Raw genomic sequence first — 25,580 nt, 5'->3', positions numbered from 1 at the left:
GTGCATAAATTGCTAGATTCAAAACAACCTAACTATCCACTGTTTTATCGTGGTTTGTGGTCACAAACTAAATTGAGGCTCCAAGATTATTACAAAAGAACGCTAAAAAATCCTCAATGGCTATTGATGTTTACTCTGGGACGATTTAGAATTATTCAGTTGGCGGCAGTTTATCTAGCTAAACGTCCTGCAATCGCCAACTTAGAAAGTGCTGATTCTATGTTTGAGGATATTAACGTAGATGAGGCAGTTAAATTTCTGAAAGAAGATGGTTGTTATTCGGGATTTAAATTACCTGAAAATATTTTACACGAAATAATTGATTTTACTCAAAAAAACTATTGCTATGGTGATGCCGAGCCTAATATGGGCTTTTTATATACACAGAAGCAAAGCATAGAAACAAAAAATAAAAGGCAGTTTGTTAGAGGAGATTACTTTAATAGTAGTTTAAATTGTCTAGCAATTAAAAATATAACTAAAGCTCAAAAATTATTAGCAATCGCTCGCTCATATTTTGGTGCGGAGCCTGTAGTGTCTGGAACTCGGCTATGGTGGTTGTTTGTTAACAAGACAGAATATGACTTAAATAAAGGAGCTTACTTTTTCCACTATGATTTAGATGATTATAAATGCTTGAAAGTATTTTTCTACCTTACGGACGTAACTTTGTCTAATGGTTCTCATGTCTACGTTCGTGGTAGTCATAGAAAGAAAAAGCTTAAGCACTTACTATCTGTATTTAAACTCCGCTCAGATCAAGAAATAATTGAAAATTATGGCACAGAAAGCTTAGTGCATATAAGTGGAGAAGCTGGAACTGGATTTGTGGAAGATGTAAATTGTTTTCACAAAGCTACACCGCCACAACAGAGTAATCGCCTGATGTTACAAATACAATTTACGCTCAATGACTATGGTACTAATAACGATTTTATAGAACCTGTGTTACTAAAAAATGGACTAGACTCTTAAGCTGACCTGGAGAGTTAGTGATTAAAATTAGAGCAATATTTCTCTTTGAGTTTGTGTTGCAAAAACTCTTTCTGAAAACAACTCCTCTTAGTGGGGAGGCATTTAGGCAGTCACTCCGAAAACTTGAGATCCGAATTCTGTAGGAGCATCTCCTCTTCGCAGTAAGTAATTATACTCAAAAGAAGCCCCCTTTTATGTTAATACTTTTGAGCAAATCTGAGGTTCTAAAGATGGATACAAAAATTTGATTGGCAACAGATTTATTCCTGAACAGCTAAATTTTCAGGTTAAGTATTTATACTCATTACAAAGGTGAGATGCTCCTAAACATAAGTTTGCACTCCTTAGCATCTACTTAAAGGTTGCTTAAACACCTAAATTTATTAACTCTTTCGATTGATTAATAAAATTAATTTGTATATAAAAATAGTACAAGCGATACAGATAATTATTTATCTATTTTGCTGGGTCGTAGCAAGGGTTTTGCTGTTTGTCTTGCTAGTTGCTTCCTAAAGGAGAACGATGTCTAAGGAACAGGCGATCGCACATCTTGCAATAGATTGATAGTTTTCGTTGATTAGTAGTGGTGTAGGGTTTTTATCGTTTCCCCTACTTTGTAGTTATCGAAGGGACACTAAACTGTCCATCAGAGCAGCCTAAGATAATTAGCACTGAGCGGTTCAATTCACTATTCAACGGAAACTGCGATCACGCAAGTAATTAAAAAGTTGGCAAAAATAGGCATATTTTCGCCAACTTTTTTAAAAATTATATTCAAGACAAGCTTTTTTAGTGCCAACTCTCGCCAGGCTTTTGAGGTTCGCCTGCAAAAGGCTGTACGCCAATTAAAGGATATTCATCATCGGTAAGGGTAAAAATCCGCGCTAATCCTTCAAAAAGATATTGAAAAATACTGAGAAATCGTTGGGAAATATTCATAAGTCCATACCTCTAAGCAATTGCCAAGGAATGTTATTAGCTGCATTGTAGAAGGAAAGATGAGAAAATGCGATCGCATCTCAATCATTTGCAAGCCTTCGCAGTATTTGTTTGCTCATGTTCGCATTACTTTATATCTCTGATTTATCCAGAAACTACCATAATTAAAACTTAATAAACTAATTAACTTAGCTTTCTGTACCAAAGAACACCAAAAAATCGTTATTGTTTTGGTAAGATGTACTATAATTAAAAAACAATCCTATCGAGGTAACTGCGCCATGACGACTTCCCCCAACTGGGAGTGTCTGCAAGATCGCCACCTTCAACCAATAGCACCATCTCAAGAACTAACCCTAACTGAAGGGCAAGATTATAGTTTACTTACAGACCTTTACGGGCTTACAATGGCGGCAAGCTATGTAGGCGAGGGAGTAGAGCAAAAACAAGCCAGCTTTGAATTGTTTGCGCGCAAGTTGCCAGAAGGGTTTGGTTATTTGATCGCTATGGGTTTGGCGCAAGCATTAGAGTACCTAGACAAGTTTTGTTTTAGTGCGGCGGGATTAGAAGCATTAAAAGCAACGGGAATTTTTGCCCACGCACCCGATAAATTTTGGTTACTACTGGCTCAAGCGCGATTTACAGGCGATGTTTGGGCAGTACCAGAAGGGACAGCAGTTTTTGCTAATGAGCCATTATTAAGAATAGAAGCGCCGTTATGGCAAGCTCAATTGGTAGAAACTTACTTGCTTAATACCTTAAATTACCAAACTTTGGTAGCCACAAAAGCGGCTCGTTTGCGAGATGTAGCTGGAGTAGAGGCGACTTTATTAGAATTTGGTACGCGGAGGGCTTTTAGTCCGCAAGGCTCGTTGTGGGCGGCACGAGCGGCTTTAGCTGGGGGGTTTGATGCAACATCTAATGTACTAGCAGCATTGAAATTAGGACAAAAACCTAGCGGGACAATGGCTCATGCTTTAGTTATGGCGCTTAGTGCTTTAGAAGGCAGTGAGGAGAGAGCGTTTAGCGCGTTTCATCGCTACTTCCCTACTGGTACGCTGTTAATTGATACCTTTGATACAGTAGCGGCGGCAGAAAAATTAGCAAAAAAAGTAAACTCTGGAGAAATCGAACTAGCCGGAGTAAGAATAGATTCAGGGAATTTAGAGGAATTATCGAAAGTAGTCAGAAATCTTTTACCGAATGTACCGATTATTGTCAGTGGCGATATTGACGAAACAGAAATAGTTAGGCTAAAAGCCAACGGTGCTTGCATTGATGGTTATGGCATTGGGACTAAGTTAGTAACGGGAGCGCCTGTAAATGGGGTGTATAAGTTAGTTGAAATTGATGGTATCCCGGTGATGAAAGCTTCTAGTAATAAAGTAACTTATCCAGGACGCAAGCAAACTTGGCGCACTTTTGTAGATGGAGTAGTACAAAGTGACCAATTAGGATTGATTACGGAGGCAAAACCGCCGGATTCTCAGCCATTGTTGCAGTTGGTAGTTAAGCAGGGACAAAGGTTACAATTACCAGAAAGTTTAACCCAATTGCGATCGCGTACTAGAGATTCTGTAGTTAGTTTGCCCCCAGAATGTCGAAATATCAACACTCCTGTAAGTTGTGAAGTAACTATTTCTCCCGATTTGAAAAAATTAGCCCAAGAAGTAAGTAAAAAAAATAGATGAGAGTTGCTTTATTTGGTACAAGTGCAGATCCCCCCACTTCTGGACATCAAAGGATTCTTAGCTGGCTTGGCGATTATTACGATTGGGTAGCTATTTGGGCGGCGGATAATCCGTTTAAATCTCACCAAACTTCTTTAATTCATCGCGGTACAATGCTGCGGTTGTTAATTGAAGAAATGCGCCCACCACGACATAATATTGGGTTTTATCCTGAACTTAGTAGCCGTCGGACGCTAGAAACCGTAGAAAAAGCTAGAAAATTGTGGAGTACGCAAAGAGTAGATTTTACTTTAGTAATTGGTGCAGATTTGGTTGACCAATTACCTCGTTGGTATAAAGCCCAAGAATTGTTACAGCAAGTTCAAGTTTTGATTGTCCCCAGACCAGGTTATAAACTGGAAAAGGAAGATTTACAGCAATTGCAAGATTTGGCAACGAAGGTAGATGTTGCGGATCTAACAGGTTTAGATGTATCTTCAACGGCGTATCGAGACTTTGGCGATACTCATGCGATAACTCCTCCGATTCAAGCCTATATTCATCAAGAGCATTTGTACAAATGCCAGGACATATCCAAAAAAAGTTTGCCGATTCACTAAATAAACAACCTTTAGCTGATTTTAAAGTCGGAGTTGATAATGTAATTTTTTCTGTCGATACATTGCAAAATCGGCTGTTAGTTTTGTTAGTAATGCGACATCAAGAGCCGTTTTTAGATTATTGGGGACTCCCTGGTACTTTGGTACGTCAAGGGGAATCGCTAGAAGATGGCGCTTATCGGATTTTGGCGGAGAAAATTCGCGCGAAAAATTTGTATTTAGAGCAACTATATACTTTTGGTGGCCCAAACCGCGATCCTCGTGAAGCCGTTGATTGTTATGGAGTGCGCTATTTATCGGTAAGTTATTTTGCTTTGGTGCGGTTTGAGGAAGCAGAATTAATTGCTGATGGTGTAAGCGGTATTGCTTGGTATCCCGTGAAAGAAGTACCGCAACTAGCTTTCGATCATCAAGAGATTTTGGCTTACGGACATAGAAGATTGAAAAATAAACTAGAGTATAGTCCGGTTGCTTTTGAAGTATTGCCAGAATTGTTTACTTTAAGCGATCTGTATCAGCTTTACTCTACAGTTTTGGGCGATAACTTCTCTGATTATTCTAACTTCCGAGCGCGGTTATTAAAATTAGGTTTTCTAGCAGATACCAAAGTTAAAGTCTCAAGGGGTGCAGGTCGTCCAGCTACATTGTATCGGTTTGATGCGGATGCTTTTGCACCGTTTAAAGATCAGCCTTTGGTATTTATTTAACCTTAAACTTATGAAAATTGCGATCGCCCAAATTAACCCCACTATCGGCGAAATAGCTGCTAATGCTAGTCAAATTTTCCAATTTGCATTACAAGCAGAACAGCAAAATGTCTCTTTACTACTAACGCCAGAACTATCTTTATGCGGCTATCCACCCAAGGATTTGTTACTCAATAGTAGTTTTATCAACGATATGGCGGCGACTTTAGAGCAATTAGCGCACGATTTGCCGCATTCTATGGCTGTATTAGTTGGCTGCGTGCAACCAAACGCTCAATATCATCAATCCGGTGGTAAACCGTTGTTTAATAGTGCGGCGTTGCTACACCAAGGCAAAGTCGAGCAAGTTTTTCACAAACGGCTTTTACCTAACTACGATGTTTTTGACGAACACCGTTATTTTGAGCCAGGTTTGCAAATTAATTCCTTTAGTTTCTCCTCTATTAAAATTGGTGTCACTATCTGCGAAGACTTCTGGAATGACGAAGACTTCTGGGGAAAGCGCAGTTATGCAACTAATCCGATTGCAGACTTGGCGGCTTTGAATGTAGATTTGATCGTTAATCTGTCAGCGTCTCCTTATAGTGCGGCTAAACCACACCTAAGAGAAACAATGCTGAAACACGCTGCTATTCGCTATCAAAAACCGATTATTTACGCCAATCAAGTAGGCGCAAATGATGACTTAATTTTTGATGGTTGTAGTGTAGGTTTTAACCGCAAAGGTGAAGTAGTTGGTCGTGCTAAGGCTTTTGAAACCGATTTATTGGTAGTAGACTTTGACGAACAATTGCCAGATTTAAAACCAAGCGTAATCGCGCCAATGCCAGAAAATGACGAGGAGGAAATCTGGAAAGCATTAGTATTAGGTGTTCGGGACTATAGCCGCAAGTGTGGTTTTACTAAAGTAGTTCTCGGTTTAAGCGGTGGGGTTGATTCGGCGTTAGTCGCTCAAATTGCTGCTTCAGCTTTAGGAAAAGAGAACGTTTTAGCAGTATTAATGCCTTCTCCTTATAGTTCCGATCATTCCGTCCATGATGCGCTACTTTTAGCTAAAAACTTAGGTATTCAAACCCAAACTCTACCGATTGGCGACTTAATGGCAGGTTACGATACAGCTTTAGAGCCTTTATTTGCCAATACAAGCTTTGGATTAGCGGAGGAGAATATTCAATCGCGGATTCGGGGTAACTTATTAATGGCGATCGCAAATAAATTCGGTTATCTGCTACTGTCTACAGGTAATAAGTCAGAAATGGCTGTAGGTTACTGTACTTTGTATGGCGATATGAATGGCGGTTTGGCTGCGATCGCTGATGTTCCCAAAACTCGCGTATACTCTATCTGTAACTGGCTAAATCGCACTACTGAAATTATCCCCACAAACATTTTAACTAAGCCTCCTAGTGCAGAACTCAAGCCCGGACAAGTTGACGCTGATTCTTTGCCACCTTACGATATTTTGGACGATATTTTGCAGCGCTCGATTCATAACTATCAATCTGCGGGGCAAATTGTAGGCGCGGGACACGATAAAGCCACCGTAACGCGGATTTTGGCATTGGTAGCGCGATCAGAGTTTAAACGCCGCCAAGCACCGCCAGGCTTAAAGATTACTGATCGCGCCTTTGGTACTGGCTGGCGAATGCCAATCGCTAATAAGTGGATAGATGCAAGTACGCATCAGCTAAAATTATCTCCACCTCTGCACAGCAATTTATAAAAGTAAAAAAAGCCTGCACCTGCGGGCGTTTCATAGTTGTTAGATAAGATTCCTGAATGGAAACTTACCTATAAAGATGGATTCATGCTAGAGGTCTATTGTAAGCAAGTTGTGTACAGAAAATAGTTAGTTTACAAACTGTCTACATTGGGTTGTTAATGGTTTCCTGTCGCGTCCACCAAATTCTAAATATTTATATAATTCTTGATATCTAAATTTGATGCACGTTTCTTGAATTTATCAATCCATCATTTTTCCATTTGGTTGATGGATTATGATCGCCAATTTATAAATCAGCATCACAAAACTTTACGTCCACCAAATTCTAAATATTCCTGATATTTCTATTTGGTGAACGCTCAAAAAATAGTAGTTTTAGGTATTCTTGCTACTAGGTCATTTTGTCCCCAGATGCGATCGCATCCTTTTTTCGACAACTTTGACTTGCTCACCAAATGATAAATAATCTAACTCCCCGGCTTCCATGAGAACTCTTTTCGCAAAGACCTCCGATCTATGTAGGCGTGAAACGAATCTTCGTCCTGATGCTGAAAAAAGTATTGTTTTAATTCTTGATCAGACATTGACTCAAAGCTCATCAGTTAACATTCCTTGGGAGTTGATTTCAAATTCTAGTAATTCTTCTTGTCCTGCCAAAATAAAAATATTTCCTGTTCTTTCATAATACTGATGCTGCCAAAAGATAGTTTTAGTTGCGATCGCATCCCACAGTTAGGTAAAATCATAGATTCGACCAATAGATAATTTAGACTTTACAGGTAAAATTATGGCAAAGCGCGTACAGTTAGTTTTAAATAAAGATGTTAACAAGTTAGGCAAACTAGGCGATCTCGTCGAAGTAGCTCCTGGTTATGCTCGTAACTACTTGCTTCCGCAAAAAATGGCTGTCCAGGCTACTCCTGGTCTTCTCAAGCAAGCTGAACGCCGCAAAGAAAAAGAACGTCTCCGTCAAGAAGAACTTAAGCAAGTAGCTCAAGGGTTAAAAGCAACTTTAGAAAAAGTTGGCGGCTTTACGATCGCTAAACAAGTCGGTGAAGGCGATTCGATCTTTGGTACGGTGACAGACAGAGAAATTGCCACCCTAATCCAAGGAGCCATCGATCAAGAAGTAGATCGTCGGGGTATTACTCTACCCGATATTAGCAAAACTGGTACTTACAGTGCCGAAGTTAAGCTACATCCAGAAGTCACCGCCACTGTAAGGATTCAAGTAGTAGCAGAATAAAACTTTATCGATCCCCTCTCTTTGAAAGCTCTCTTGATTAGCGATGTATCATGGCTAGTAGGCGAAATATTTTAGCCTGTCAAAAGCTTAGAGAGGGAAACTTCACCAAATTTTTGCTGTGTTAAATTTATAGTGGAACAACTCAACTTTCAAGGCTTGGGCGCACTCCCACCGCAAAATATTGAGGCAGAAGAAGCGGTTTTAGGAGGTATTTTACTAGATCCTGAAGCAATTAGCCGTGTAAGCGATCGCCTATTAGCAGAAGCCTTCTATATTAGCGCTCATAAACAAATTTATGAGGCGGCTTTAAAACTCCAAAGCCAAGGTAAACCCACAGATTTACTTAGTATTAGTTCTTGGTTAACTGACCACGAATTGTTGGCAAAAGTTGGCGGAAAAAGCAAGTTAGTTCAATTAGTAGATCGCACTGTATCGGCGATTAATATTGACTCCTTGGCAACTCTTGTCATGGACAAATACTTACGCCGCAAGCTGATTCAAGCAGGTAATGACATTGTTCAACTTGGGTATCAAACAGAAACAGAACTGCCAATAGTTTTAGATAGAGCCGAACAAAAAGTTTTTAATATTACTCAAGACAGACCTCAGCAAGGATTGATTGCGATTGAGCATACTTTAACCGATACCTTTCAAGACTTAGAAAACCGCGATCGCGAACAAGCTTTACCGGGTATATTGTCTGATTTTTACGATTTGGATGCGCTAACAAGTGGCTTCCAGCGCTCGGACTTAATTATTGTCGCCGCCCGTCCAGCAATGGGCAAAACGGCTTTATGCTTAAACATTGCTCGTAATGTTGCCACTCGCTACAAAAAAATGCCTGTAGCTGTTTTTAGCTTGGAAATGTCTAAAGAGCAGTTGGTACAGCGTTTATTAGCTAGTGAGGCAGGAATTGAAAGCCAAAGAATGCGGAGCGGGAGAATTAGTCAAAATGAGTGGGAACAACTAAGCCGAGCCTTTGGTAACTTAGCTCAGTTGCCCATATATATAGACGATACGGCGAACATGACGGTAATGGAAATGCGTAGCCAAGCACGGCGTTTGCAAGCAGAGAAAAATAGCGAACTCTCTTTAATTGTGATCGATTACTTGCAGCTAATGGAAAGTAGTAGCAGCGATAATCGGGTGCAAGAACTATCAAAAATCACCCGCAGTCTCAAAGGTTTAGCTCGTGAATTGAAAGTGCCAATTATTGCGCTATCTCAGTTGAGTAGAGGAGTGGAAGCTAGAACTAACAAGCGCCCCCTGCTTTCAGATTTAAGAGAATCTGGCTCTTTAGAACAAGATTCGGACTTAGTATTAATGATTTATCGGGATGACTACTACAATGCCGATTCTCCTGATCGCGGAGTGACTGAAATTATTGCCGCCAAGCATCGAAATGGCCCTACAGGTACAGTAAAACTGCTCTTTAACCCGCAATACACCCAGTTTTTGAACTTTAAGAGGTAATTTGCTTAAAAAGTGGCAGAAACCCCAACGCGATAAGTTAGACCAGGATGATAGATGCGATTAGATTTTTCGTACTGCACATCAGCCAAGTTTTCTAAATAAAGTGTTAGAGCAATACTTTTGTACACAGGTACTCGCGCTGCTAAGTCTAAATTGAGGAAAGAAGGCGAAAAATCTGTACTACTTTCGCCAGGGTTATTAAAGAAAGCTCGCCTTGCGCCGCCAAAGTAACTAGCATACAAATTAACTTGCCAATCTCCCGAACCATAACCAACGCCTAATTGTGCTACAGAGTAGGGAAGTAAGCCTAATTGCAAACCTTCTTCCGCGCCAGATTTTATCTTCGCGTCGGTATAGGTGTAGTTAAGAAACGTTGACCACCGGGGATTAACTTGCCACTTTAGCGCTGCTTCTAAACCATTAGTTTTGACAAGTCCAATATTTGCCCATTGACCGTTTTGAATACCTAAGCGATCGCTTAAACTACTACCAAAGTACGTAAACTGCCCTGTTAAACTGCGAGAAAGCTGCACATCTACCCCCGCAGTCCAAGAAGATCCGGTTTCTGGATCTAAATCTGGGTTGGGTAGCCAGTTGTGGACGGTATCATACACATACAACTGATCTAAGCCAGGATTGCGCTGTACTCCTACCCAACTACCACGCAAAGCAATATTGCGATTAGCTGCCCACCGTAATCCAACGCTAGGGTTTAAGTAGCTGCCAAACTCACTACTAAAGTTCTGTCTTAGTCCAAAATCGGCTCCAAATGTATCGGTAATTCTCCAAGTATTTAAAGCAAATAACGCTGTATGAAACCTGTCTCTAGTTTCTGATTCATTTAAAACCGTGCGATTAGGCGCGGTGCTTAAGACATCACCATTTAGATTGCTCGATTGTAAATCTATTCCCCAGCGCAAGGTATTAGTTGAAGTTAGCTGCCAATCATGGTCTACTCTAGCGCTGACGGCTTGCGAATTAAGCGTACCTGTGCGGAAAAACGTGTTTTGAGTTGGGCCGTAGGTATTAAAGTAATCTTGGTTGTAGGAAACAGTGGTATTTAAAACCGAGTCGTCGCTATTGCCAAGCAAAGTTTTCCACGATAAACCGACATTAAATACATCATGATCAAGTCTGTCTCTTTGCAATGGAAAACCAAAATAAAGCAAACCTCTACGGCTGCTAATTTTGTAAGCATCCAAGCTTAGAGCATTGCGCGAATTTATATCTACTCCTATGTTGCCGAAATAGTTGCTAGTTGCCGTATCGCCATTAAATAAAAATCCTTCAGCATCACGATTTACTGAACCTTCCGGGACTCGGTAGCGGTTTTCGGCGGAGTATTCTTCGTAGCCAACGTTGAACCTTACCGAACCCAATGAGCCACCATAACTAGCGCGATATTGCTGTTGCTCAAACTCACCAAACTCTGCGGAACCGTTGAAAGTAGGCGTTTGTTGACCTTGTTTTGTAATAATATTAATTACTCCCCCAAAGGCTTCGGAACCGTACAAAGTAGAACTCGTACCGCTAGACAATTCCACTTTTTCAATTGCACCTACGGGAATGCTATTTAAGTCTGTCGCCCCGTGATAAGTATTGATATTGGTGTTGATGGGTCTACCATTGAGCAGATACACTGTTTGATTAATTGAGTTACCGCGAAAATATGTACCTGTATGGATATCTGCGCCAAAACCAAAGTCATTAATTGCAAATCCGGGCAATCCTCGTAAAGCTTCCGATAAACTATTGGGGTTTTGCTGAATAAGCTCTTCTTCGGTGATTTGGTAAACTGGCGAGGAAGTTGGCGTAAATGTATCTTGTTGTCCTTCTACTTCTACGAGAATTTCGTTAGGATCTTCTGCTTCATCGGTTTCTACGTCAGTAGGATCTGCCGTTTCCTCAGTTTTTAGTTCGTCGGCAAGATCGGGTTGCTGTACTAATAATTCGGCATTAGTAGAGGGAAAAGTAAGTTCACTTAGCTCGACAATTTTTTGTTCTGGTGGGTTGGTGGCAGATTTTAGTTTTTGAATTAGTGATTTGCGATCGCTCTCAACATCTACGGGGGCGGTTTGAGCAACAGCAAAGGACATTAAACTCAAATTCAATAAAGCAATACTAGGGAAGAGAAAATATAATTTCATGTTTAATAGATAGTTACTAGAGCTTAAATAATTTTGAACATAGCAAAGCTGAAAGATGGCTTTGAGTAGCACTAGGCAAGCTTTCTAGCCACAAATCTCTAATTTTTTATTTAATTTATCGGTACTTGTATTAAATTAAATAAAGTAGCTGTTGGTGTCAAAAGACGGGCTGTCAAACTAGAGGTTTAACAGCTTGTCTACCAATGAGTTCAATTATTAGTATCTAAAAAATCACATTATGGTAAGGTTTAAATTTTTGTGACTGCTATACCCAATTACCGCCCCAAACAACTATCCCTTGGCCCCTTGGAGGCAGAAATTTTAGATATAGTCTGGCAATTTGGTTGTGCGACCGTCAAGGACATACACGATCACATTTTGTCCGATCCAGACCGAGAATTGGCTTATACTTCTGTAACAACGGTGCTAAATCGCTTGACAAAAAAAGGCTGGTTAGTATGCGATCGTCAAGGTAGAGCCTTTTACTATCGACCAATGGTTACTAAGCAGCAAGCGCAGGCAATAGAAGCCCAAGAACATTTACACCGATTTTTGGCTGTAGGTAGCCCAGAAATTGTGGCAGCCTTTGCCGATAATTTTGATAGAGCAAGTGTAGACCAGTTGAAAGACGTTGCCCGTCGAATTGATGATGCCCGTAAAGCTAGGGAGCAATAGCGATGCACTTAATTATGATTCTGACCGCTTTAGGTGTAGCTGGGTTATGGAGATACAAATATCCTTTTTACTCTCAAGGCAGTTGGAATCAGCGTTGGCATCAGGTGCTATCGTTATTTGCTTTACCACCCTTATTACTAACAATGACGGGGGTTGCGGTGCTGTACATGGGAGCCGATGAAGAGCCGATGTTATGGCAGTGGCAAGGACGATTTAGTTACTTAATTGTCTCAGGTATGTTGGGATTTGCGGCAATCAGCTTGTTAAAGTTAGCTTATCAAAGTTGGCAGACGCAGCAAATCGTCCGCACCTGTCCTCAAATTACCTTGCTAGGCAAGCGCAGTCGTGTTGTGGCGAATCCTCTGCCTTTTAGTGCTTTAGTTGGCTTTTGGCAGCCAGAATTGATTGTGACTGAAGGTTTATTGACTACCTTGGATAATGAGCATCTAGAGGCGGTTTTGCATCACGAGCAAGGTCATTATTATTACCGTGATACATTTTGGTTTTTCTGGCTCGGTTGGGCGCGCTCTTACACAGCTTGGCTACCTCATACTGAGCAATTGTGGCAAGAATTATTATTGTTACGAGAAATTAGAGCCGATTTCTGGGCAGCACAGCAAGTCGATCCTCTACTTTTGGCAGAATCGCTGTTGCAAGTAGTAAGTACGGTGTCTGTGCCTCCTGATAGCTGCTGTGCGGCTTTTAGCTGTGCGGCGGTACGCGATCGCACGTCTATAAGAATAGATGCCCTCTTAGCCCCAGAATCGGTCGCTTCGGCAACTAATTTGTGGTTTTGGAGTTGGTTGGTTTTGGCGTTTCTGCCGTTGGTAGCTGTACCATTCCACACTTGCTCTCATTTGACTTCTACGGCTCATTAGAATTGTTACTAGGCGTTGATGGCGATTGTTTATGAAGACGCAAAGATTGTCTGAGCTTAGTTTGATTGGGCGATGTTGTTTGTGGCTGCTGTCGCCTTCTTCTAGTTTGATTGGGTGATGTTGCTCGTGGTGATCGCCTTAAAGATTCTCGTAGTCTTGTTTGACTTGGCGCAGATTGTCGCCTTTGCTGGCGTTGGGGTGCGTCAAACGCTTGACGAGGTGGCAAGGTATCTACGCGCCGCCGTCTGACTGTAGTTGATTGACGGCGCAGCGAGCGATTTAAGGCAGTATTAGTATTTTGCCTTGCTGGTGTTCTAACTACAGGCGTTGTCTGGGTATTTTGACTACTAGCAACAGGTCGTTTGCGTGTAATGGCTCTTTGGCGGCGACGTTCGCGAATTTGGCGCGACTTCTTTGAGCCTTCTATTGCAAAATCAACTTTGGCGGTGACTCCTTGCGCTGCACCATTGGGGGCGTTAAATTTCCAGTTTCTGGCTTGCTCAACGGCGGCTTTGTCTAGCTCCGCGTGACCGCTAGTTTGGGCAAGTCTCACATTTGTAACATTACCTTTTTTATCAACATCAACACTAATTTCTGCTTTGCCTTCTAATCTTCTCTTTCTAGCACTTTCTGGGTACTTGGGCTTACTACAGGTGCGACAACCTAAACGACCCGACGCTCCTGGATTTGTATCATTAGTATTATCTGCTGGTGAAGTTCTGCGCTCTATATTTCGCGCTCCTGTCGCTACAGTTGAACCGTTTTGCACATTATTACCTCTACCAGTACCGCCAGTACCCGTACCTGTACCGTTTCCAGTACCTCTACCACTACCCGTACCTATACCGCCTCCTGTACCTATACCTCTACCAGTACCGCCATTTCCCGTACCTGTACCGTTTCCAGTACCCGTACCTGTACCGTTTCCAGTACCTCTACCAGTACCCGTACCGCCAGTACCTGTACCTGTTCCGTTTCTCAATTCATTACTAGCGCTATTACCTAAACTATTGCTATTGGTAACGCCGCTTCCGGCTTGGTTTCTCAAATTAGCAGCAATCTTACCTTGGCGATCGCTTGAGGCTTGCTCTCTAGCGTTTTTAGCATTTACCAGCAGGCTGTTTAATCTTTGATTATTTTGCTGCTGAATTTGCGATGAGCGATCAACTGCTATGGGATTAGATGTCTTTGCTACAGTTGCACTAGCTACCGGAATCGGTGCAGGAGTTGCTACAGGTTTTGGTTGAGTAACAATTTCTGATAGTTCTTGGGGAGGTGTAACTACAGGTTTTGGTTGAGCAACAATTTTTGCTGGTACTTTTTCTAGGTTTGTTCTTTGATTTTGCTGTGGTGTAGAGATTACTTTAGAACTGCTTTGCAGTAACTTCTGTGGTGGTGCTGGTTGAACCTTTAAAACTTCTGATGAATTTGAGGAGGTGATTTTTTTAGGTGAGGGCGATTTTTCTTGAGATGCACCGCCACCACCAGCTACGCCGAATCCTTCGCTACCTCCAGCATTGCTGAGTATAGCTTGATTATTCCCTGCTACGGAGCCGCTTGCTTTAGTTTCTTGCTTTAATTCTAACTTTGGCGGATTTGGCAATTCCACGATCGCAACTTCAATCGGCTCATTTTCTACTTCCGGTGCTTTACCCAAAAAATTGCCGCCTAAACTTAGCACCCCAATATGCAAAGCTAGGGAGCCAATCAGACTAAACGCCAGAAAAGAATTGAGGGCTTGTGCTTCTTTTTCTCTCTGCTCGACAGCTATGCGTAACAAGCTCATAAACTTATTAATATCTATTCTTATTAACCTTCTCAGCTTAATACGTGCAACTAGCAAATTTCAAGAAAAATATCTAGATATTTTTCCGAAGAATTATCTCTGATATTTAGGCAAAATACTAGAAATCATTTATTTTTTTGCCCTATAAACCTTGCTGACTCTAAGTTTATGGAGTTTGACAGCTTGTCGTTTGACTTTAAATGTTGGTTATTATATATTTTTTATAAAAACTCAATCATAATCGAATTTGTTTCTTAAGCGATAATTGTTATAAACAAGAAAAACTTTTTGTAAGAGCTTGTTAGTAATAAATGTCAATTATTGTAATAAAATAGCGGGCATAAGCTCAATTGACTCTATAAATACTTAGATGGAAATACAAAATCTGTTTGCTGCTGGTGGCGTGGTAATGTTCCCGCTACTGGGCTTTTCAGTTGTGGCTGCCGCTTTAATTATTGAGCGTGTAGTTTTTTGGGTGCGGATAAACAAGCGCCAAAATCGAGTTGTACGCGACGTATTAAACCTTTACCGCCATGAAAATATTGTTGGCGCTGTGGATAAGCTGAAACAAAATGCCGATTTGCCGATGTCGCGGATTTTTCTGGCTGCTTTAGAACTAGAACAACCAACCCCAGAGGAATTTCGTCTAGCCTTAGAAAGCGAGGCACAGGCGGAGTTACCTTTACTTAAAAGGTTTAGCAATATATTTGACACCATTATTAGCCTGTCACCCCTTTTAGGTCTTCTCGGTACTATTTTGGGATTGATTACTTCGTTTGCTTCACTAAATATTGGTGAAGTTGGAGGTAGCCGCACAGCAAACGTGACAGGAGGAATTAGCGAGGCGTTAGTTTCTACCGCATCGGGGTTAATAGTTGCTATTTTTACACTGTTATTTGCCAATACCTTTCGAGGTTTGTACTTGCGGCAAACGGCGCGGATTCAAGAATATGGCGGACAGTTAGAATTGCTGTATCGTCGCCATTACGAGCGTCAGGGGGTATCTTATGCGTCTACCCGATGAACCAGAAATGCCATCGCAAATAAACATCGTACCGATGATCGATGTCATCTTTGCCATATTGACATTTTTCATTATTTCTACACTGTACTTGACTCGTTCACAGGGTTTACCTGTCAATTTGCCCAAAGCCGGAACAGCCCAAAGCCAAAACTCTACGCCGATCGCAATTACTATTGATGAAAAAGGAAATTTGGCTCTAAATCGCAAATCTACTAAGTTGGAAGCTTTAGAATCGCAAATTGAAGCGTTGATTCCTAGTGGTAAAGAAGTAGTAGTAATTTTAAATGCTGACGAGCAAGTAAATCACGGGCAAGTAATCGCTGTAATGGACAGAGTGCGCCGAGTTGAAGGGGCAAAACTCGCGATCGCAACTAAACAGCCTTAAATAAATCGGGGCGCACATTTAGCTACGCCCCGATCGCAATTGTTAGCTAATTTTTAGCAATTCTACATCAAAAATAAGCGTCGCATTGGGGGGAATTGTGCCACCTGCACCGCGTGCGCCATAGCCTAATTCTGGGGGAATAGTAAGCTGACGGCGATCGCCTACTTTCATAGTGCTAAGTCCTTCATCCCAGCCTTTAATAACTTGTCCTACACCTAATTTAAACGAAAAAGGCTGACCGCGATCGCGGGAACTATCAAATTTTGTGCCATCTTCTAAAGTTCCGGTGTAATGAACTACAACGGTTTGACCAGTTTTAGGAGCCGCACCCGTACCTTCATTTATGACAACGTACTTCAATCCAGAAGCGGTTGTTACAGCTTTGTTATCGTCATCAGACATAATATTACTGGTTGGTTTTTCTGTTACTTGAGCGATTTGGGGTTGGTTTTGGGTAAGTCTATCTGCACTAGCGTTGGGCTGATTTGTAAATTGACTCACAACCAAAACGACAACACAGACTACTATGACACCAAAACTGACGATAATTTCTCTCAAAATTCTTCCTCCTTAAAATTAAGGAATAGTAGAAAGTGTTACAAACACAACAAATTTTAGTTCACTTGCTGGGAAGAATGCAAATTAACGCCAAAGTTTATTTTCCAAATCTCGTACTTGACGCTCTAGGCGATCAATCCTTCCCCGCAATTCATCGGTTTCTGATTGACGAGGTACACCCAAATCTTGCATCACGTTCTTAATTTGCTTTTGTATTTGGGTTTCCCAGTTTCCCTGTTCCGACTTTAATTGCTGCATCATATCATCGACGAAAACCTTAGCTTGCTCAGGGTTTAGCTTGCCATCTTTAACTAAGTCGTCGCTTGCATCGCGTAATTTTTCCGCAACTAACGATGTTGTCCCTACACCAAGCATTACGAGTTGCTGAAGCCAGTTATTATTTTCCATGAATGTACCTTTTTTATTATTCCTTGCAATTAAATTATTACAGTGCAGCACGATCGCGCCTTGCTACAATTCTATCAATCGGAAAGTTTTAAAAATGTGCATTACTCCCCAAAATTTTGCTAGAAATACCTACTTGCACCAATTAATTTAAAAACTAAACTTTTTGCCATGAATACCACTCCATCAATGCTAATTGCTCAAATTACTGATACTCATTTATTTGCAGAGGTTGAGCCAAGTGTCTTTGGGGTAACAACTTACAAATCATTGCTTGCTGTGGTCGAAAAATTAAGTACATTGCAGCCGCAACCAGATATTTTGTTATTAACCGGGGATCTTTCTCAAGACGAAAGCAGCCAATCTTACGATCGCCTAACTAGCCTTGTTGCACCGTTAAATATTCCTGCTTACTGGCTTCCAGGCAATCACGACAATTTACAAGTTATGGAGCAAGTATTACAATCTCCAATTAATGCAACTAAGTCTTTTCATGCTGGCGGCTGGAATTTTATACTTTTAAGCTCTTTAATTCCAGGTTGCGTACATGGAGAGATTTCTAAGCAAAGTTTGGAGTGGTTAGAACTTCAACTAGAGCAAAATCCTAATCCTACCTTAGTCGCGTTGCATCATCCACCTTGCTCGATTAATTCTGAGTGGATGGATAAGATTAATTTACGCAACTATGAGGAGTTTTTGGCAGTTTGCGATCGCTATCCACAGATAAAATTGGTTATATTTGGTCATATTCATCAAGAGTTTGACACTAGGCGCGGTAATGTGCGTTATTTAGGTTCCCCTTCTACCTGCGTTCAGTTTCAACCCCAAAGCAAAGAGTTTGCGATTGACAAGCAAGCTCAACCAGGATTTAGATTGATAAATCTCTTTGCTGATGGAACTTACAATACAGAAATCGTCCGGGCGTAAAGCGTTAAATAATTGTGGTCATTGAGTTACTCAAAGTTGAAGTTGCGTCCCAATATCAGGAAAAATATCTGCAATTAGATCGGGAAATTTGGACAAAGGCGATCGCGCAGTTTCCTGGGTTTATAAATAAAGAAGTTTGGCGAAATCCTCACACACCTACAGAAGTTATTTTAATTATTCGTTGGCGCACTCGTCAGGAGTGGAAAGCAATCTCGGTAGAGCTATTAGAAGAAGTTGAACGCCAGTTTGTTTTAAAAATGGGCAATATTCCTCATAAGATCGTTGAAGCGATTGAGTATCAGGTAATAATCGCCGCCGAATTTCCAACTAAATAACTTTAGCTGAATCTTAAAGACTGACGGTTTATGATTAACTAGCTTGGCGATCGCTTGACAAAGGTTTTAGACTTGCTAATTGCATCCATGAGCGACAAATTATCTGTCACTGATGGTTTTTCAACGAACACGGCTAAATCAAACCAAAAAGTTGTACCGACACCAACCTCGCTGACTAAATGGACGAAGCTATGATGTTTGTCAACAATATTGCGGACAATTGATAGTCCTAAGCCTGTACCTTCTAGAGTATGAACGCGGTTTTCTACCCGGAAAAAGCGATCGAAGATGGCTTGTTGATCTTCTGTGTCAATGCCAATTCCGGTATCAGAAACTTCGATGCGGATTTGATTAGCAGAAGCATGTAAATGCTCGTTTATAGCTGTTGTTGGCAATAAATAAGCGCGAATTGCTACCATTCCCCCTGGCTGAGTAAATTTAAGCGCATTACCTACCAAATTTGTAAAAACTTGTAAGAGCAAATCGTAATTGCCTAATACTGAGGGCAAATCACGGGAGATTTCTTGTACTAGCTCAATACCTTTATCTCTAGCATTTAATTGATAGGTGCGTAAAGTTTGCTCTACTGCTTGCGATAAGTCTACGCTATCAAAATGATAGATTCGGCAAGATTCTAGCCGCGACAAGTCCAAAACATCATTTACTAAACGTGCAAGTCTATCGGTTTCGTTGTTGGCGGTTTCCAAAAACTCCCGGCGCTCGGTTTCAGTTAATTCTTCCCCGTAATCGTGTAAAGTTTCAATGTGAGTTTTGATGTTAAATAAGGGCGTTCTCAACTCGTGGGAAACGTTACTAATAAACTGACTTTTGGCTTCATTTAGCTCTACTTCGCGGGTAATATCTTGGATAGTAATCGCAATACCTTTGATACTTTCGCGTTGCTGATTGACTACGGTAGTTAAAAGAATGCGTACTGTGCGATCGCTTGGCTCAGAAAGAGTAAGCCTAAACTCAGCACTATCGCGCTCTCCTGACGCGATTTGATACAAGGGGCGCGATAGCTCTACTTTCACCGCCATTGGTAACTGATTAAGTATATTTATACCCACTACTTCCACCCCTTCCCAGCCAAAAATCCGTCGGGCGGTAGGATTAACTAAAATTACCTGCAAATCGGCATCTAATAGCACCGCACCATCGGCGATGGTTGAAACTAAAGTTTCAAGCTTGGCTTTTTCCGCCGTCAATTCGTCAATATTTTGCTCGTCGTAGCTTTCTAGCTTTTCCGCCATTTCATTAAAGCTAAAAATCAATTCTCCCAATTCGCCACTAAGCGGTAAATCGATACGTTGCTTAAAGTTTCCCGCCGCAATATTTTTTACCCCCGTTGATAGCTCTTTAATTGGCTGAGTGATCATCAAAGCGTTAGAAACCGCCCCTAGTATCACCATTACCCAAATAGATACAAAAACTGCGATCGTTACATCCCGCGTTAGATTTGAAGAAGCAACAACGGTAGGATTAGGATTAGTACCGATCGCCAAAACCCCTAAGTATCTTCCTTCGTACAGTAAAGGAATAAATACGTCTGTAACTTCTCCATCGGGGGAGACGTGCTGACGTACCATCGGAATTTCCGAATTGGCAGCATAATTTTCGGGTAAATTAATGCGTCTGGCGATACTTAAAGACGTTTGAACTTCTGGTTGCCAAAAAGGAATCCCAAAAAATATTTGTCCCGCTTCGTCGGCGTAAAGCATATAACGGACGCTAGAAGTGTTGCTATAAAAGCGTTGAGAAAACTGGGCAACTTCTGTAAGATTATTTTCGGCAACTAGCGGCGCAACGTTGGAAGCCAGTAGCAGTCCCAAATCGCTCCCAAAACGAGTATCATTTGTGCGCGCATCTTGTTGAATCGTATTAACGGCCCAAAAGGTAAGCCCACTCATAATTAAGGAGACAACCAAAGTCGCCGCCGCCAATAGCTTTGTTTGCAGCGTAAAATCTGCCCACCAATGGGCGATCGCTTTTGCAAGTGTTTTGAACCAATTAACCATTTTTTAAATTTATATTAACTTTTGTAATAAATCCTTACAATTAAAAACTAACAGTTAATTGGTAAATAGGTAGGTAATAAGACTCAAAATTTATTTTTTTACCCGGTAGCCAATATCTCGGCGATAGTACATCCCCTGAAAATGGATGCAGTTAATCGCCGCGTAAGCACAATCAATGGCTTGGACAAAATTCGATCCTATTCCTGTCACCCCTAATACCCGGCCGCCATCAGTGACTATTTGCCCCTCTAACTGCTTTGTGCCAGCTTGAAATATATAAGTATCTGTTAAACCTTCAGCGCTAGTAATTCCAGAAATTGCTTCACCTTTGCTATATTCTCCCGGATAACCATTAGCCGAGGCGACAACACAACAAGCTGCGCCCGATTTCCAAGCAATAGCAGGCATTTCACCTAATCTCTTTTCAACGCAAGCTAGTAACAAGTCTTCCAAAGGTGTTTCCAGTAAAGGTAAAATTGCTTGGGTTTCAGGATCGCCAAAGCGACAGTTAAATTCCAAAACTTTAAATTCGCCCTTGGGTGATACCATTAAGCCTGCATAAAGTACACCTCGGTAGTCTATGTTGCGATCGCGTAAAGTAGCGATCGCCTTTTGCAATACTTCTACTTCTATTTTTGCCATTAATTCGGGGGTAATTAATGGTGCTGGGGCATAAGCGCCCATTCCGCCTGTATTATCTCCTGTATCGCCGTCACCGATGCGTTTATGATCTTGGGCGGGTAATAAAGGGCGAATTGAGATCCCGTCAGTCAAGGCGATTACAGAGACTTCTTGCCCTATTAAACATTCTTCTACCAAGACAAACTTACCCGCACTGCCAAATTGCCCTTGAAATATACTATTAATTGCTCTATGGGCTTCCTCAACAGTGGATGCCACGATCACTCCCTTACCCGCCGCCAACCCATCGGCTTTAATCACAATGGGTACAGATCCCGCTTCTACATAGCCTCTAGCTGCGGCTGCATCGGTGAATACGGCAGCTTTGGCTGTGGGAATCCCCCCATCAGCCATTAATGCTTTTGCCCATGCCTTGCTTGCCTCAATTTGCGCTCCCGCGCGCGATGGCCCAAACACTTTAATTCCTCTATTTTGCAAGTAGTCAGTAATGCCTAAAGCTAAAGGTATTTCTGGCCCAATCACAATTAAATCAATGTTGTTATCTTGAGCAAATTGTCCAATTGCTGTAAAGTCGTTTACCCCCAAAGCTAAGTTCTGACAGCGTGCTAGTGTTGCTGTACCGCCATTACCGGGAGCGCAAAAAACTTGTTCAACTTTGCTCGATTGTAGTAGTTTGAATGCGATCGCGTGTTCTCTACCGCCATTACCGACAACTAAAACTTTCACTTTTTGCCTCCCAATTACTTTAGACGCATATTAGCAGAGCAGAAACTTAGGCGGATTTTGTAAAGGCGATCACACTTACTCCACTTAAAATTAATCCAATAGCCAGCCATTGCGACAGGGGGATTTTTTCTTTTAAAATTATGGCGCTACTAATTGTAGTGGCGATCATCGTTAACCCAATTACCAAGGGATAGGCTACCGATAAATTAAGCTTTCCTAGTACAACTATATAAAAAATCGCACTTAAGCCGTAAAGACAAACCCCACCAAGTAAATAGATGTTTAAGGATTGTCCATCAGCCCCTAATTTTAGTAAAGTTTGGGCGATCGCACTCAAAGCTACTGTAACCAAAATCAGCAAGCCAACTAAGGGAGAATTCATCATAATTAAACCTCTAGCTTTAGCCTTTTTGCTGTTGGTAGCGCTCTTTAAATAAACGCTGCTGAATCTTATGATCGACAATTGGCAATGGATAGCCCAGCGCGTCGCGTTCTTCGGTTGGAATATTCCCGCTAATCAAAAATTCTGTATCTACAGACCTTAATTCTGGTAGCCATTCTCTAATATATTCGCCTTCTGGGTCAAATTTTTGGGCTTGACTTGCCGGGTTAAAAATTCTTACAGGTTTAGGATCCATACCACTAGAAGCGCTCCATTGCCAGCCGCCATTATTTGCCGCCAGATCCCCATCTATGAGACGCTGATAGAAATATTTTTCGCCTAATTGCGGATTAATTATCAAGTCTTTAGTTAAGAAACTAGCTACAATCATGCGACAGCGATTGTGCATCCATCCTAGTTCGTTCATTTGCCGCATAGCCGCATCTACAATCGGATAGCCCGTTTTGCCTTCACACCAAGCTTGAAAATGTGTTTCGTTATTGTTGTAAGGAAAATTTTTAAAAACTTCTCGATACGCCCCAGTTTCTAGTGCTGGGAAATTATACAGGGCGTGTTGATAAAATTCTCGCCAAGCAAGTTCTTGTTGCCAACCGATAACGCTAGTGTTTACTTCATCACTGCGGCTATTCTCTAAGGCTTCTTTGGTTGCAGCCCATACGGTGCGAATACCAATAACTCCAAACTTTAGCGCCGCGCTTAGTTGAGATGTACCGTTAACGGCGGGAAAATTACGCTGTTCTTTGTATTGGTTAATTGCCGCATAAGTAAATTCTTCTAGCTTTTGGGTGGCGGCGGCTTCTCCTGGAGCAATTACTAATTCATTGTCCCAATTGAACCCTAAATCTTTAGCGGTAGGTAAAGCTATAACTCCTGCCGTAGCAGCAAGGTTTTTTTCTTCTGCTGTTAGCCCTGTAACGTCTTGCAAGGTGGCTACAGGTTCGGCTTTGGGTTTAACTATCCAATTTCGCCAAAAAGGGCTGTAGACGGTGTAGGGCGCATTAGAACCTGTGCGGATATCTTCGGGAGCGTGGAGCAATTGATCCCAGTTTTTCTCTTTAAACTCAATGCCTTTTTCTTGGAGGGCATCCATTACCGCGCGATCTCGTACCTGTGAATAAGGTTCAATATCCCAGTTCCAAAACACCCCACGAGCATTTAAAGCCTCCGCTAAATTAGGGATTGCTTGAGTTGGATCGCCTTTAATAATTAGTAACTCGCTACCTATTTGGGCGTAACGTTGTTGTAAGTGTTGCAGACACCCCATCATATAAGTAACGCGCACAGGGGCAACATCATCGCGTTCTAAGATATTGGGATCGAGGCAAAATACCCCTACTACCTTTTGACTATGCGATCGCGCAAGTTTAAGTCCGGTATTGTCAGAGAGGCGCAAGTCGCGACGATGCCAAAATAAAATTAAGTCAGACATTTAATACTACTTTAGTACGAGTGTACTAATATTTTAAGACGATTTATTAGCCAAAAGCTCGATAAATTGAGCGTGTTCGGGGGAATTTAATCCTAACTGTAACAGTGCGATCGCCTTTGGCATTTCTCCCGCCAGTAATGAAGGGACAAATAACCACAAACCCGGAAAAACCAGACTTCGCACTACTCCATTATCATCGGGCTGTAGTGGCACATACTCACCGGATTGAAGGCTAAACCAATCAAGCTTATTTTCAAAAACCTGCCAGACAATGTACTCTTGTACTCCATTACGGCGATATACTTGCTTTTTGTCGTGCAGATCGTAAGCGGCGCTACTTGCGGCAATTTCTACAATTAATTCTGGCGCTCCTTCTACATAGTCATCGTTACTAACAATACTGCGTCCGCCGGACTCTATTCTTAGTAAAGCATCGGGTTGAGGTTCGTTATCTAAATCTAGGCGCACGGTGCTATTGTCCCCAAGATTTACTCCTGGCGTTGCAACCCAATAAGCTGTCAACAGTGCCATAATTGCCGCATGAGGCTCACCGTGACTTCGATGACGTAATGGTGATGCCATGTATACTATTCCCTCAATTAGTTCAGCTTTCTTTAACTGTGGCATTGCTGTATATCGGCGCTCAAATTGAAGTCGTGTCAAGCGATCGCCATTTTCTAGAGGTAAGATTTGAGTAGTAATAGCTTGTACTTTTAAGGAAGTCATAACTAATTGAGGAAAGGACGAGCAAGGAAAAAGCTAGAAATCGATTTGGCATCTACAGGCTCACCTTCTAAAATAGCTTGTTCTAATTCTTGGGGAGTGAGCAAAACTGTTTCAATGTCTTCATCGTCATCTTGGACTGGCGGTTTGTCTAAAATTTCCAATTCTTGAGCGAGAAAGGCATAAATAATTTCATCGGAGTAACCCGGCGCTAAGAAAAATTCACCGAGTTTTTGCCACTTATGAGCGCGATAGCCTGTTTCTTCTTCTATTTCGCGGCGGATGGTTTCGGCGGGTGATTCATTAAGTTCTACTGTACCTGCCGGAAACTCTAATAATCTACCTTGAACTGCAAAACGATACTGCTTGACTAAAACAAGTTTACCTTCAGGAGTTACTGGCACGGCTAAAGCGCCCCCTGGATGTCTGATACATTCCCATTCACCTTCTGCTTTGTTTGGTAAACGTAGACGATTGACTTCAAAATCAAATTTGCGCCCTCGGTATTGCAGGCGTTGCTTTAATAATTGGGGGGGTTCTCTACCTATTGCCATATGGTTAAATTTTTATAACTCCTGAACAGTTTACCGCTTGCACCAATTGCGCGATCGCAAGTCCTGAGACTGGTTCAATCCAATTAGGAGCAATTTCAGCTAAAGGTACAAGAACAAAAGCACGTTCGTTCATGTGCGGATGAGGTAATTGTAATTGGGGAATATCTAAAATTAAATCCTCGTAGAGCAATAAATCAAGATCGATGGATCTTGCGCCCCATCTTTCCTTTCGCACTCGCCCAAACTTGGCTTCTACTGCTAGTAAGGTTTTGAGTAATTGCTGGGGTAATATTTGTACTTGTAGCAAGGCGCAACTATTTAGGTAATCTGGCTGAGGTATTCCGCCTACAGGTTTTGTTCTGTACCAACTAGAAACTTTTTGTACTGCAATACCTGGAGTGGCGGCTAATACTTGCAAGGCGGCGGTTAAAATATCTTGAGAATCACCTAAATTACTACCAAGGGCGATCGCGCATTGTTTGGTTTCACTCATCTGCAAAGCTTTGTCATGGCTCCATTCAAAAACTATTATCTTATAATTTGCTGGTAATTTCGGCTAACAAATTTATAGTTCTTCTTTCTAAAAGAGCGATCCCAACCAAGTAGAATAAA

General features: G+C 41.6%; 25 protein-coding genes. 13 read left to right on the top strand and 12 right to left on the bottom strand.

What is annotated here, in order from left to right:
* Positions 1-9 precede the first annotated feature (9 nt).
* On the top strand, positions 10-975 hold the full coding sequence (locus C7B70_RS07435; RefSeq protein WP_146134017.1) for a phytanoyl-CoA dioxygenase family protein: 966 nt from the start codon (positions 10-12) through the stop codon (positions 973-975).
* Positions 976-1,764: 789 nt separating this feature from the next.
* On the opposite strand, the gene C7B70_RS07430 is transcribed toward C7B70_RS07435, so the two are convergent.
* A complete protein-coding gene (locus C7B70_RS07430; RefSeq protein WP_106368424.1) occupies positions 1,765-1,914 on the bottom strand; it encodes an isochorismate synthase in 150 nt (49 codons plus the stop codon).
* Positions 1,915-2,195: 281 nt separating this feature from the next.
* Between C7B70_RS07430 and C7B70_RS07425 the strand changes: the two genes are divergently transcribed.
* The 6 genes from C7B70_RS07425 (at position 2,196) to dnaB (ending at position 9,353) form a co-directional block, all read left to right on the top strand.
* On the top strand, positions 2,196-3,605 hold the full coding sequence (locus C7B70_RS07425; protein ID WP_106368423.1) for a nicotinate phosphoribosyltransferase: 1,410 nt from the start codon (positions 2,196-2,198) through the stop codon (positions 3,603-3,605).
* Positions 3,602-4,204 (top strand): nicotinate-nucleotide adenylyltransferase, encoded by a 603-nt coding sequence (locus C7B70_RS07420; protein ID WP_106368422.1) that lies wholly within the window; start codon positions 3,602-3,604, stop codon positions 4,202-4,204. Before C7B70_RS07425 ends, C7B70_RS07420 begins: the two co-directional genes overlap by 4 nt.
* Entirely contained in the window at positions 4,165-4,911 is a 747-nt protein-coding gene (locus C7B70_RS07415; RefSeq protein WP_106368421.1) for an NUDIX domain-containing protein, read from the top strand. Before C7B70_RS07420 ends, C7B70_RS07415 begins: the two co-directional genes overlap by 40 nt.
* 10 nt (positions 4,912-4,921) lie before the next feature.
* Positions 4,922-6,634, top strand: coding sequence for an NAD+ synthase (locus C7B70_RS07410; RefSeq protein WP_106368420.1), 1,713 nt, complete (start codon positions 4,922-4,924; stop codon positions 6,632-6,634).
* A 787-nt stretch (positions 6,635-7,421) separates the two neighbouring features.
* Positions 7,422-7,880, top strand: coding sequence for a 50S ribosomal protein L9 (rplI, locus tag C7B70_RS07405; protein ID WP_106368419.1), 459 nt, complete (start codon positions 7,422-7,424; stop codon positions 7,878-7,880).
* 129 nt (positions 7,881-8,009) lie between these two features.
* The gene (dnaB, locus tag C7B70_RS07400) at positions 8,010-9,353 is read left to right on the top strand and encodes a replicative DNA helicase (RefSeq protein WP_106368418.1); all 1,344 of its coding nucleotides are present in this window, start codon (positions 8,010-8,012) and stop codon (positions 9,351-9,353) included.
* 5 nt (positions 9,354-9,358) lie between these two features.
* On the opposite strand, the gene C7B70_RS07395 is transcribed toward dnaB, so the two are convergent.
* Positions 9,359-11,500: a TonB-dependent siderophore receptor gene (locus tag C7B70_RS07395; RefSeq protein WP_106368417.1), complete on the bottom strand. Its 2,142-nt coding sequence runs from the start codon at positions 11,498-11,500 to the stop codon at positions 9,359-9,361.
* Positions 11,501-11,758: 258 nt separating this feature from the next.
* Here C7B70_RS07395 and C7B70_RS07390 point away from each other — a divergent pair, with 258 nt between their 5' ends.
* Positions 11,759-12,175 carry a BlaI/MecI/CopY family transcriptional regulator gene (locus C7B70_RS07390; RefSeq protein ID WP_106368416.1) on the top strand — a complete coding sequence of 139 codons (417 nt, stop codon included), beginning with the start codon at positions 11,759-11,761 and terminating at the stop codon, positions 12,173-12,175.
* A 2-nt stretch (positions 12,176-12,177) separates the two neighbouring features.
* Positions 12,178-13,053: a M56 family metallopeptidase gene (locus C7B70_RS07385; RefSeq protein ID WP_106368415.1), complete on the top strand. Its 876-nt coding sequence runs from the start codon at positions 12,178-12,180 to the stop codon at positions 13,051-13,053.
* Here the strand turns inward: C7B70_RS07385 and C7B70_RS07380 are convergent.
* Entirely contained in the window at positions 13,040-14,839 is a 1,800-nt protein-coding gene (locus tag C7B70_RS07380; protein ID WP_106368414.1) for an energy transducer TonB, read from the bottom strand. The two genes, C7B70_RS07385 and C7B70_RS07380, sit on opposite strands and share 14 nt — an antisense overlap.
* Positions 14,840-15,209: 370 nt before the next feature.
* On the opposite strand from C7B70_RS07380, the gene C7B70_RS07375 reads away from it, so the two are divergent.
* Together C7B70_RS07375 and C7B70_RS07370 are read left to right on the top strand one after the other, a co-directional pair.
* Positions 15,210-15,863 (top strand): MotA/TolQ/ExbB proton channel family protein, encoded by a 654-nt coding sequence (locus C7B70_RS07375; protein ID WP_106368413.1) that lies wholly within the window; start codon positions 15,210-15,212, stop codon positions 15,861-15,863.
* The gene (locus C7B70_RS07370; protein ID WP_106368412.1) at positions 15,847-16,248 is read left to right on the top strand and encodes a biopolymer transporter ExbD; all 402 of its coding nucleotides are present in this window, start codon (positions 15,847-15,849) and stop codon (positions 16,246-16,248) included. Before C7B70_RS07375 ends, C7B70_RS07370 begins: the two co-directional genes overlap by 17 nt.
* A 42-nt stretch (positions 16,249-16,290) precedes the next feature.
* Here C7B70_RS07370 and C7B70_RS07365 read toward each other — a convergent pair whose 3' ends face one another.
* On the bottom strand, positions 16,291-16,806 hold the full coding sequence (locus C7B70_RS07365) for an FKBP-type peptidyl-prolyl cis-trans isomerase (RefSeq protein ID WP_106368411.1): 516 nt from the start codon (positions 16,804-16,806) through the stop codon (positions 16,291-16,293).
* Between the two features lie 84 nt (positions 16,807-16,890).
* Positions 16,891-17,214 (bottom strand): phasin family protein, encoded by a 324-nt coding sequence (locus C7B70_RS07360; RefSeq protein ID WP_106368410.1) that lies wholly within the window; start codon positions 17,212-17,214, stop codon positions 16,891-16,893.
* Between the two features lie 168 nt (positions 17,215-17,382).
* On the opposite strand from C7B70_RS07360, the gene cpdA reads away from it, so the two are divergent.
* The gene (cpdA, locus tag C7B70_RS07355; RefSeq protein ID WP_106368409.1) at positions 17,383-18,138 is read left to right on the top strand and encodes a 3',5'-cyclic-AMP phosphodiesterase; all 756 of its coding nucleotides are present in this window, start codon (positions 17,383-17,385) and stop codon (positions 18,136-18,138) included.
* 14 nt (positions 18,139-18,152) lie between these two features.
* Complete coding sequence (locus tag C7B70_RS07350) at positions 18,153-18,473, top strand: TIGR03792 family protein (RefSeq protein ID WP_106368408.1); 321 nt, start codon at positions 18,153-18,155, stop codon at positions 18,471-18,473.
* A 38-nt stretch (positions 18,474-18,511) separates the two neighbouring features.
* On the opposite strand, the gene nblS is transcribed toward C7B70_RS07350, so the two are convergent.
* From nblS to folK, 7 genes are all read right to left on the bottom strand, one after another.
* Complete coding sequence (gene nblS, locus C7B70_RS07345) at positions 18,512-20,491, bottom strand: two-component system sensor histidine kinase NblS (RefSeq protein WP_106368407.1); 1,980 nt, start codon at positions 20,489-20,491, stop codon at positions 18,512-18,514.
* A 90-nt stretch (positions 20,492-20,581) separates the two neighbouring features.
* The gene (purD, locus tag C7B70_RS07340) at positions 20,582-21,859 is read right to left on the bottom strand and encodes a phosphoribosylamine--glycine ligase (RefSeq protein WP_106368406.1); all 1,278 of its coding nucleotides are present in this window, start codon (positions 21,857-21,859) and stop codon (positions 20,582-20,584) included.
* A gap of 46 nt (positions 21,860-21,905) precedes the next feature.
* The gene (locus tag C7B70_RS07335) at positions 21,906-22,244 is read right to left on the bottom strand and encodes a multidrug efflux SMR transporter (protein WP_199192110.1); all 339 of its coding nucleotides are present in this window, start codon (positions 22,242-22,244) and stop codon (positions 21,906-21,908) included.
* A gap of 16 nt (positions 22,245-22,260) precedes the next feature.
* The gene (locus tag C7B70_RS07330) at positions 22,261-23,691 is read right to left on the bottom strand and encodes a deoxyribodipyrimidine photo-lyase (protein WP_106368404.1); all 1,431 of its coding nucleotides are present in this window, start codon (positions 23,689-23,691) and stop codon (positions 22,261-22,263) included.
* Positions 23,692-23,724: 33 nt separating this feature from the next.
* Positions 23,725-24,417 carry a Uma2 family endonuclease gene (locus C7B70_RS07325; protein ID WP_106368403.1) on the bottom strand — a complete coding sequence of 231 codons (693 nt, stop codon included), beginning with the start codon at positions 24,415-24,417 and terminating at the stop codon, positions 23,725-23,727.
* 2 nt (positions 24,418-24,419) lie between these two features.
* Positions 24,420-24,968: an NUDIX hydrolase gene (locus tag C7B70_RS07320; protein ID WP_106368402.1), complete on the bottom strand. Its 549-nt coding sequence runs from the start codon at positions 24,966-24,968 to the stop codon at positions 24,420-24,422.
* A gap of 4 nt (positions 24,969-24,972) precedes the next feature.
* On the bottom strand, positions 24,973-25,461 hold the full coding sequence (gene folK, locus C7B70_RS07315) for a 2-amino-4-hydroxy-6-hydroxymethyldihydropteridine diphosphokinase (RefSeq protein WP_106368401.1): 489 nt from the start codon (positions 25,459-25,461) through the stop codon (positions 24,973-24,975).
* Positions 25,462-25,580 lie beyond the last annotated feature (119 nt).

Source organism: Chlorogloea sp. CCALA 695 (assembly GCF_003003885.1).
GTDB lineage: Bacteria > Cyanobacteriota > Cyanobacteriia > Cyanobacteriales > Chroococcidiopsidaceae > Aliterella.
Note: the sequence above shows the minus strand (reverse complement) of the source record. Positions and strands in the feature narration are given on the sequence as shown.

Coding starts and splice junctions, on each gene's coding strand:
- C7B70_RS07430 (WP_106368424.1), bottom strand. CDS start 1,914: ATGAATATTTCCCAACGATTTCTCAGTATTTTTCAATATCTTTTTGAA.
- C7B70_RS07425 (WP_106368423.1), top strand. CDS start 2,196: ATGACGACTTCCCCCAACTGGGAGTGTCTGCAAGATCGCCACCTTCAA.
- C7B70_RS07420 (WP_106368422.1), top strand. CDS start 3,602: ATGAGAGTTGCTTTATTTGGTACAAGTGCAGATCCCCCCACTTCTGGA.
- C7B70_RS07415 (WP_106368421.1), top strand. CDS start 4,165: ATGCCAGGACATATCCAAAAAAAGTTTGCCGATTCACTAAATAAACAA.
- C7B70_RS07410 (WP_106368420.1), top strand. CDS start 4,922: ATGAAAATTGCGATCGCCCAAATTAACCCCACTATCGGCGAAATAGCT.
- rplI (WP_106368419.1), top strand. CDS start 7,422: ATGGCAAAGCGCGTACAGTTAGTTTTAAATAAAGATGTTAACAAGTTA.
- C7B70_RS07395 (WP_106368417.1), bottom strand. CDS start 11,500: ATGAAATTATATTTTCTCTTCCCTAGTATTGCTTTATTGAATTTGAGT.
- C7B70_RS07385 (WP_106368415.1), top strand. CDS start 12,178: ATGCACTTAATTATGATTCTGACCGCTTTAGGTGTAGCTGGGTTATGG.
- C7B70_RS07380 (WP_106368414.1), bottom strand. CDS start 14,839: ATGAGCTTGTTACGCATAGCTGTCGAGCAGAGAGAAAAAGAAGCACAA.
- C7B70_RS07375 (WP_106368413.1), top strand. CDS start 15,210: ATGGAAATACAAAATCTGTTTGCTGCTGGTGGCGTGGTAATGTTCCCG.
- C7B70_RS07370 (WP_106368412.1), top strand. CDS start 15,847: ATGCGTCTACCCGATGAACCAGAAATGCCATCGCAAATAAACATCGTA.
- C7B70_RS07360 (WP_106368410.1), bottom strand. CDS start 17,214: ATGGAAAATAATAACTGGCTTCAGCAACTCGTAATGCTTGGTGTAGGG.
- cpdA (WP_106368409.1), top strand. CDS start 17,383: ATGAATACCACTCCATCAATGCTAATTGCTCAAATTACTGATACTCAT.
- nblS (WP_106368407.1), bottom strand. CDS start 20,491: ATGGTTAATTGGTTCAAAACACTTGCAAAAGCGATCGCCCATTGGTGG.
- C7B70_RS07335 (WP_199192110.1), bottom strand. CDS start 22,244: ATGATGAATTCTCCCTTAGTTGGCTTGCTGATTTTGGTTACAGTAGCT.
- C7B70_RS07330 (WP_106368404.1), bottom strand. CDS start 23,691: ATGTCTGACTTAATTTTATTTTGGCATCGTCGCGACTTGCGCCTCTCT.
- C7B70_RS07325 (WP_106368403.1), bottom strand. CDS start 24,417: ATGACTTCCTTAAAAGTACAAGCTATTACTACTCAAATCTTACCTCTA.
- C7B70_RS07320 (WP_106368402.1), bottom strand. CDS start 24,968: ATGGCAATAGGTAGAGAACCCCCCCAATTATTAAAGCAACGCCTGCAA.
- folK (WP_106368401.1), bottom strand. CDS start 25,461: ATGAGTGAAACCAAACAATGCGCGATCGCCCTTGGTAGTAATTTAGGT.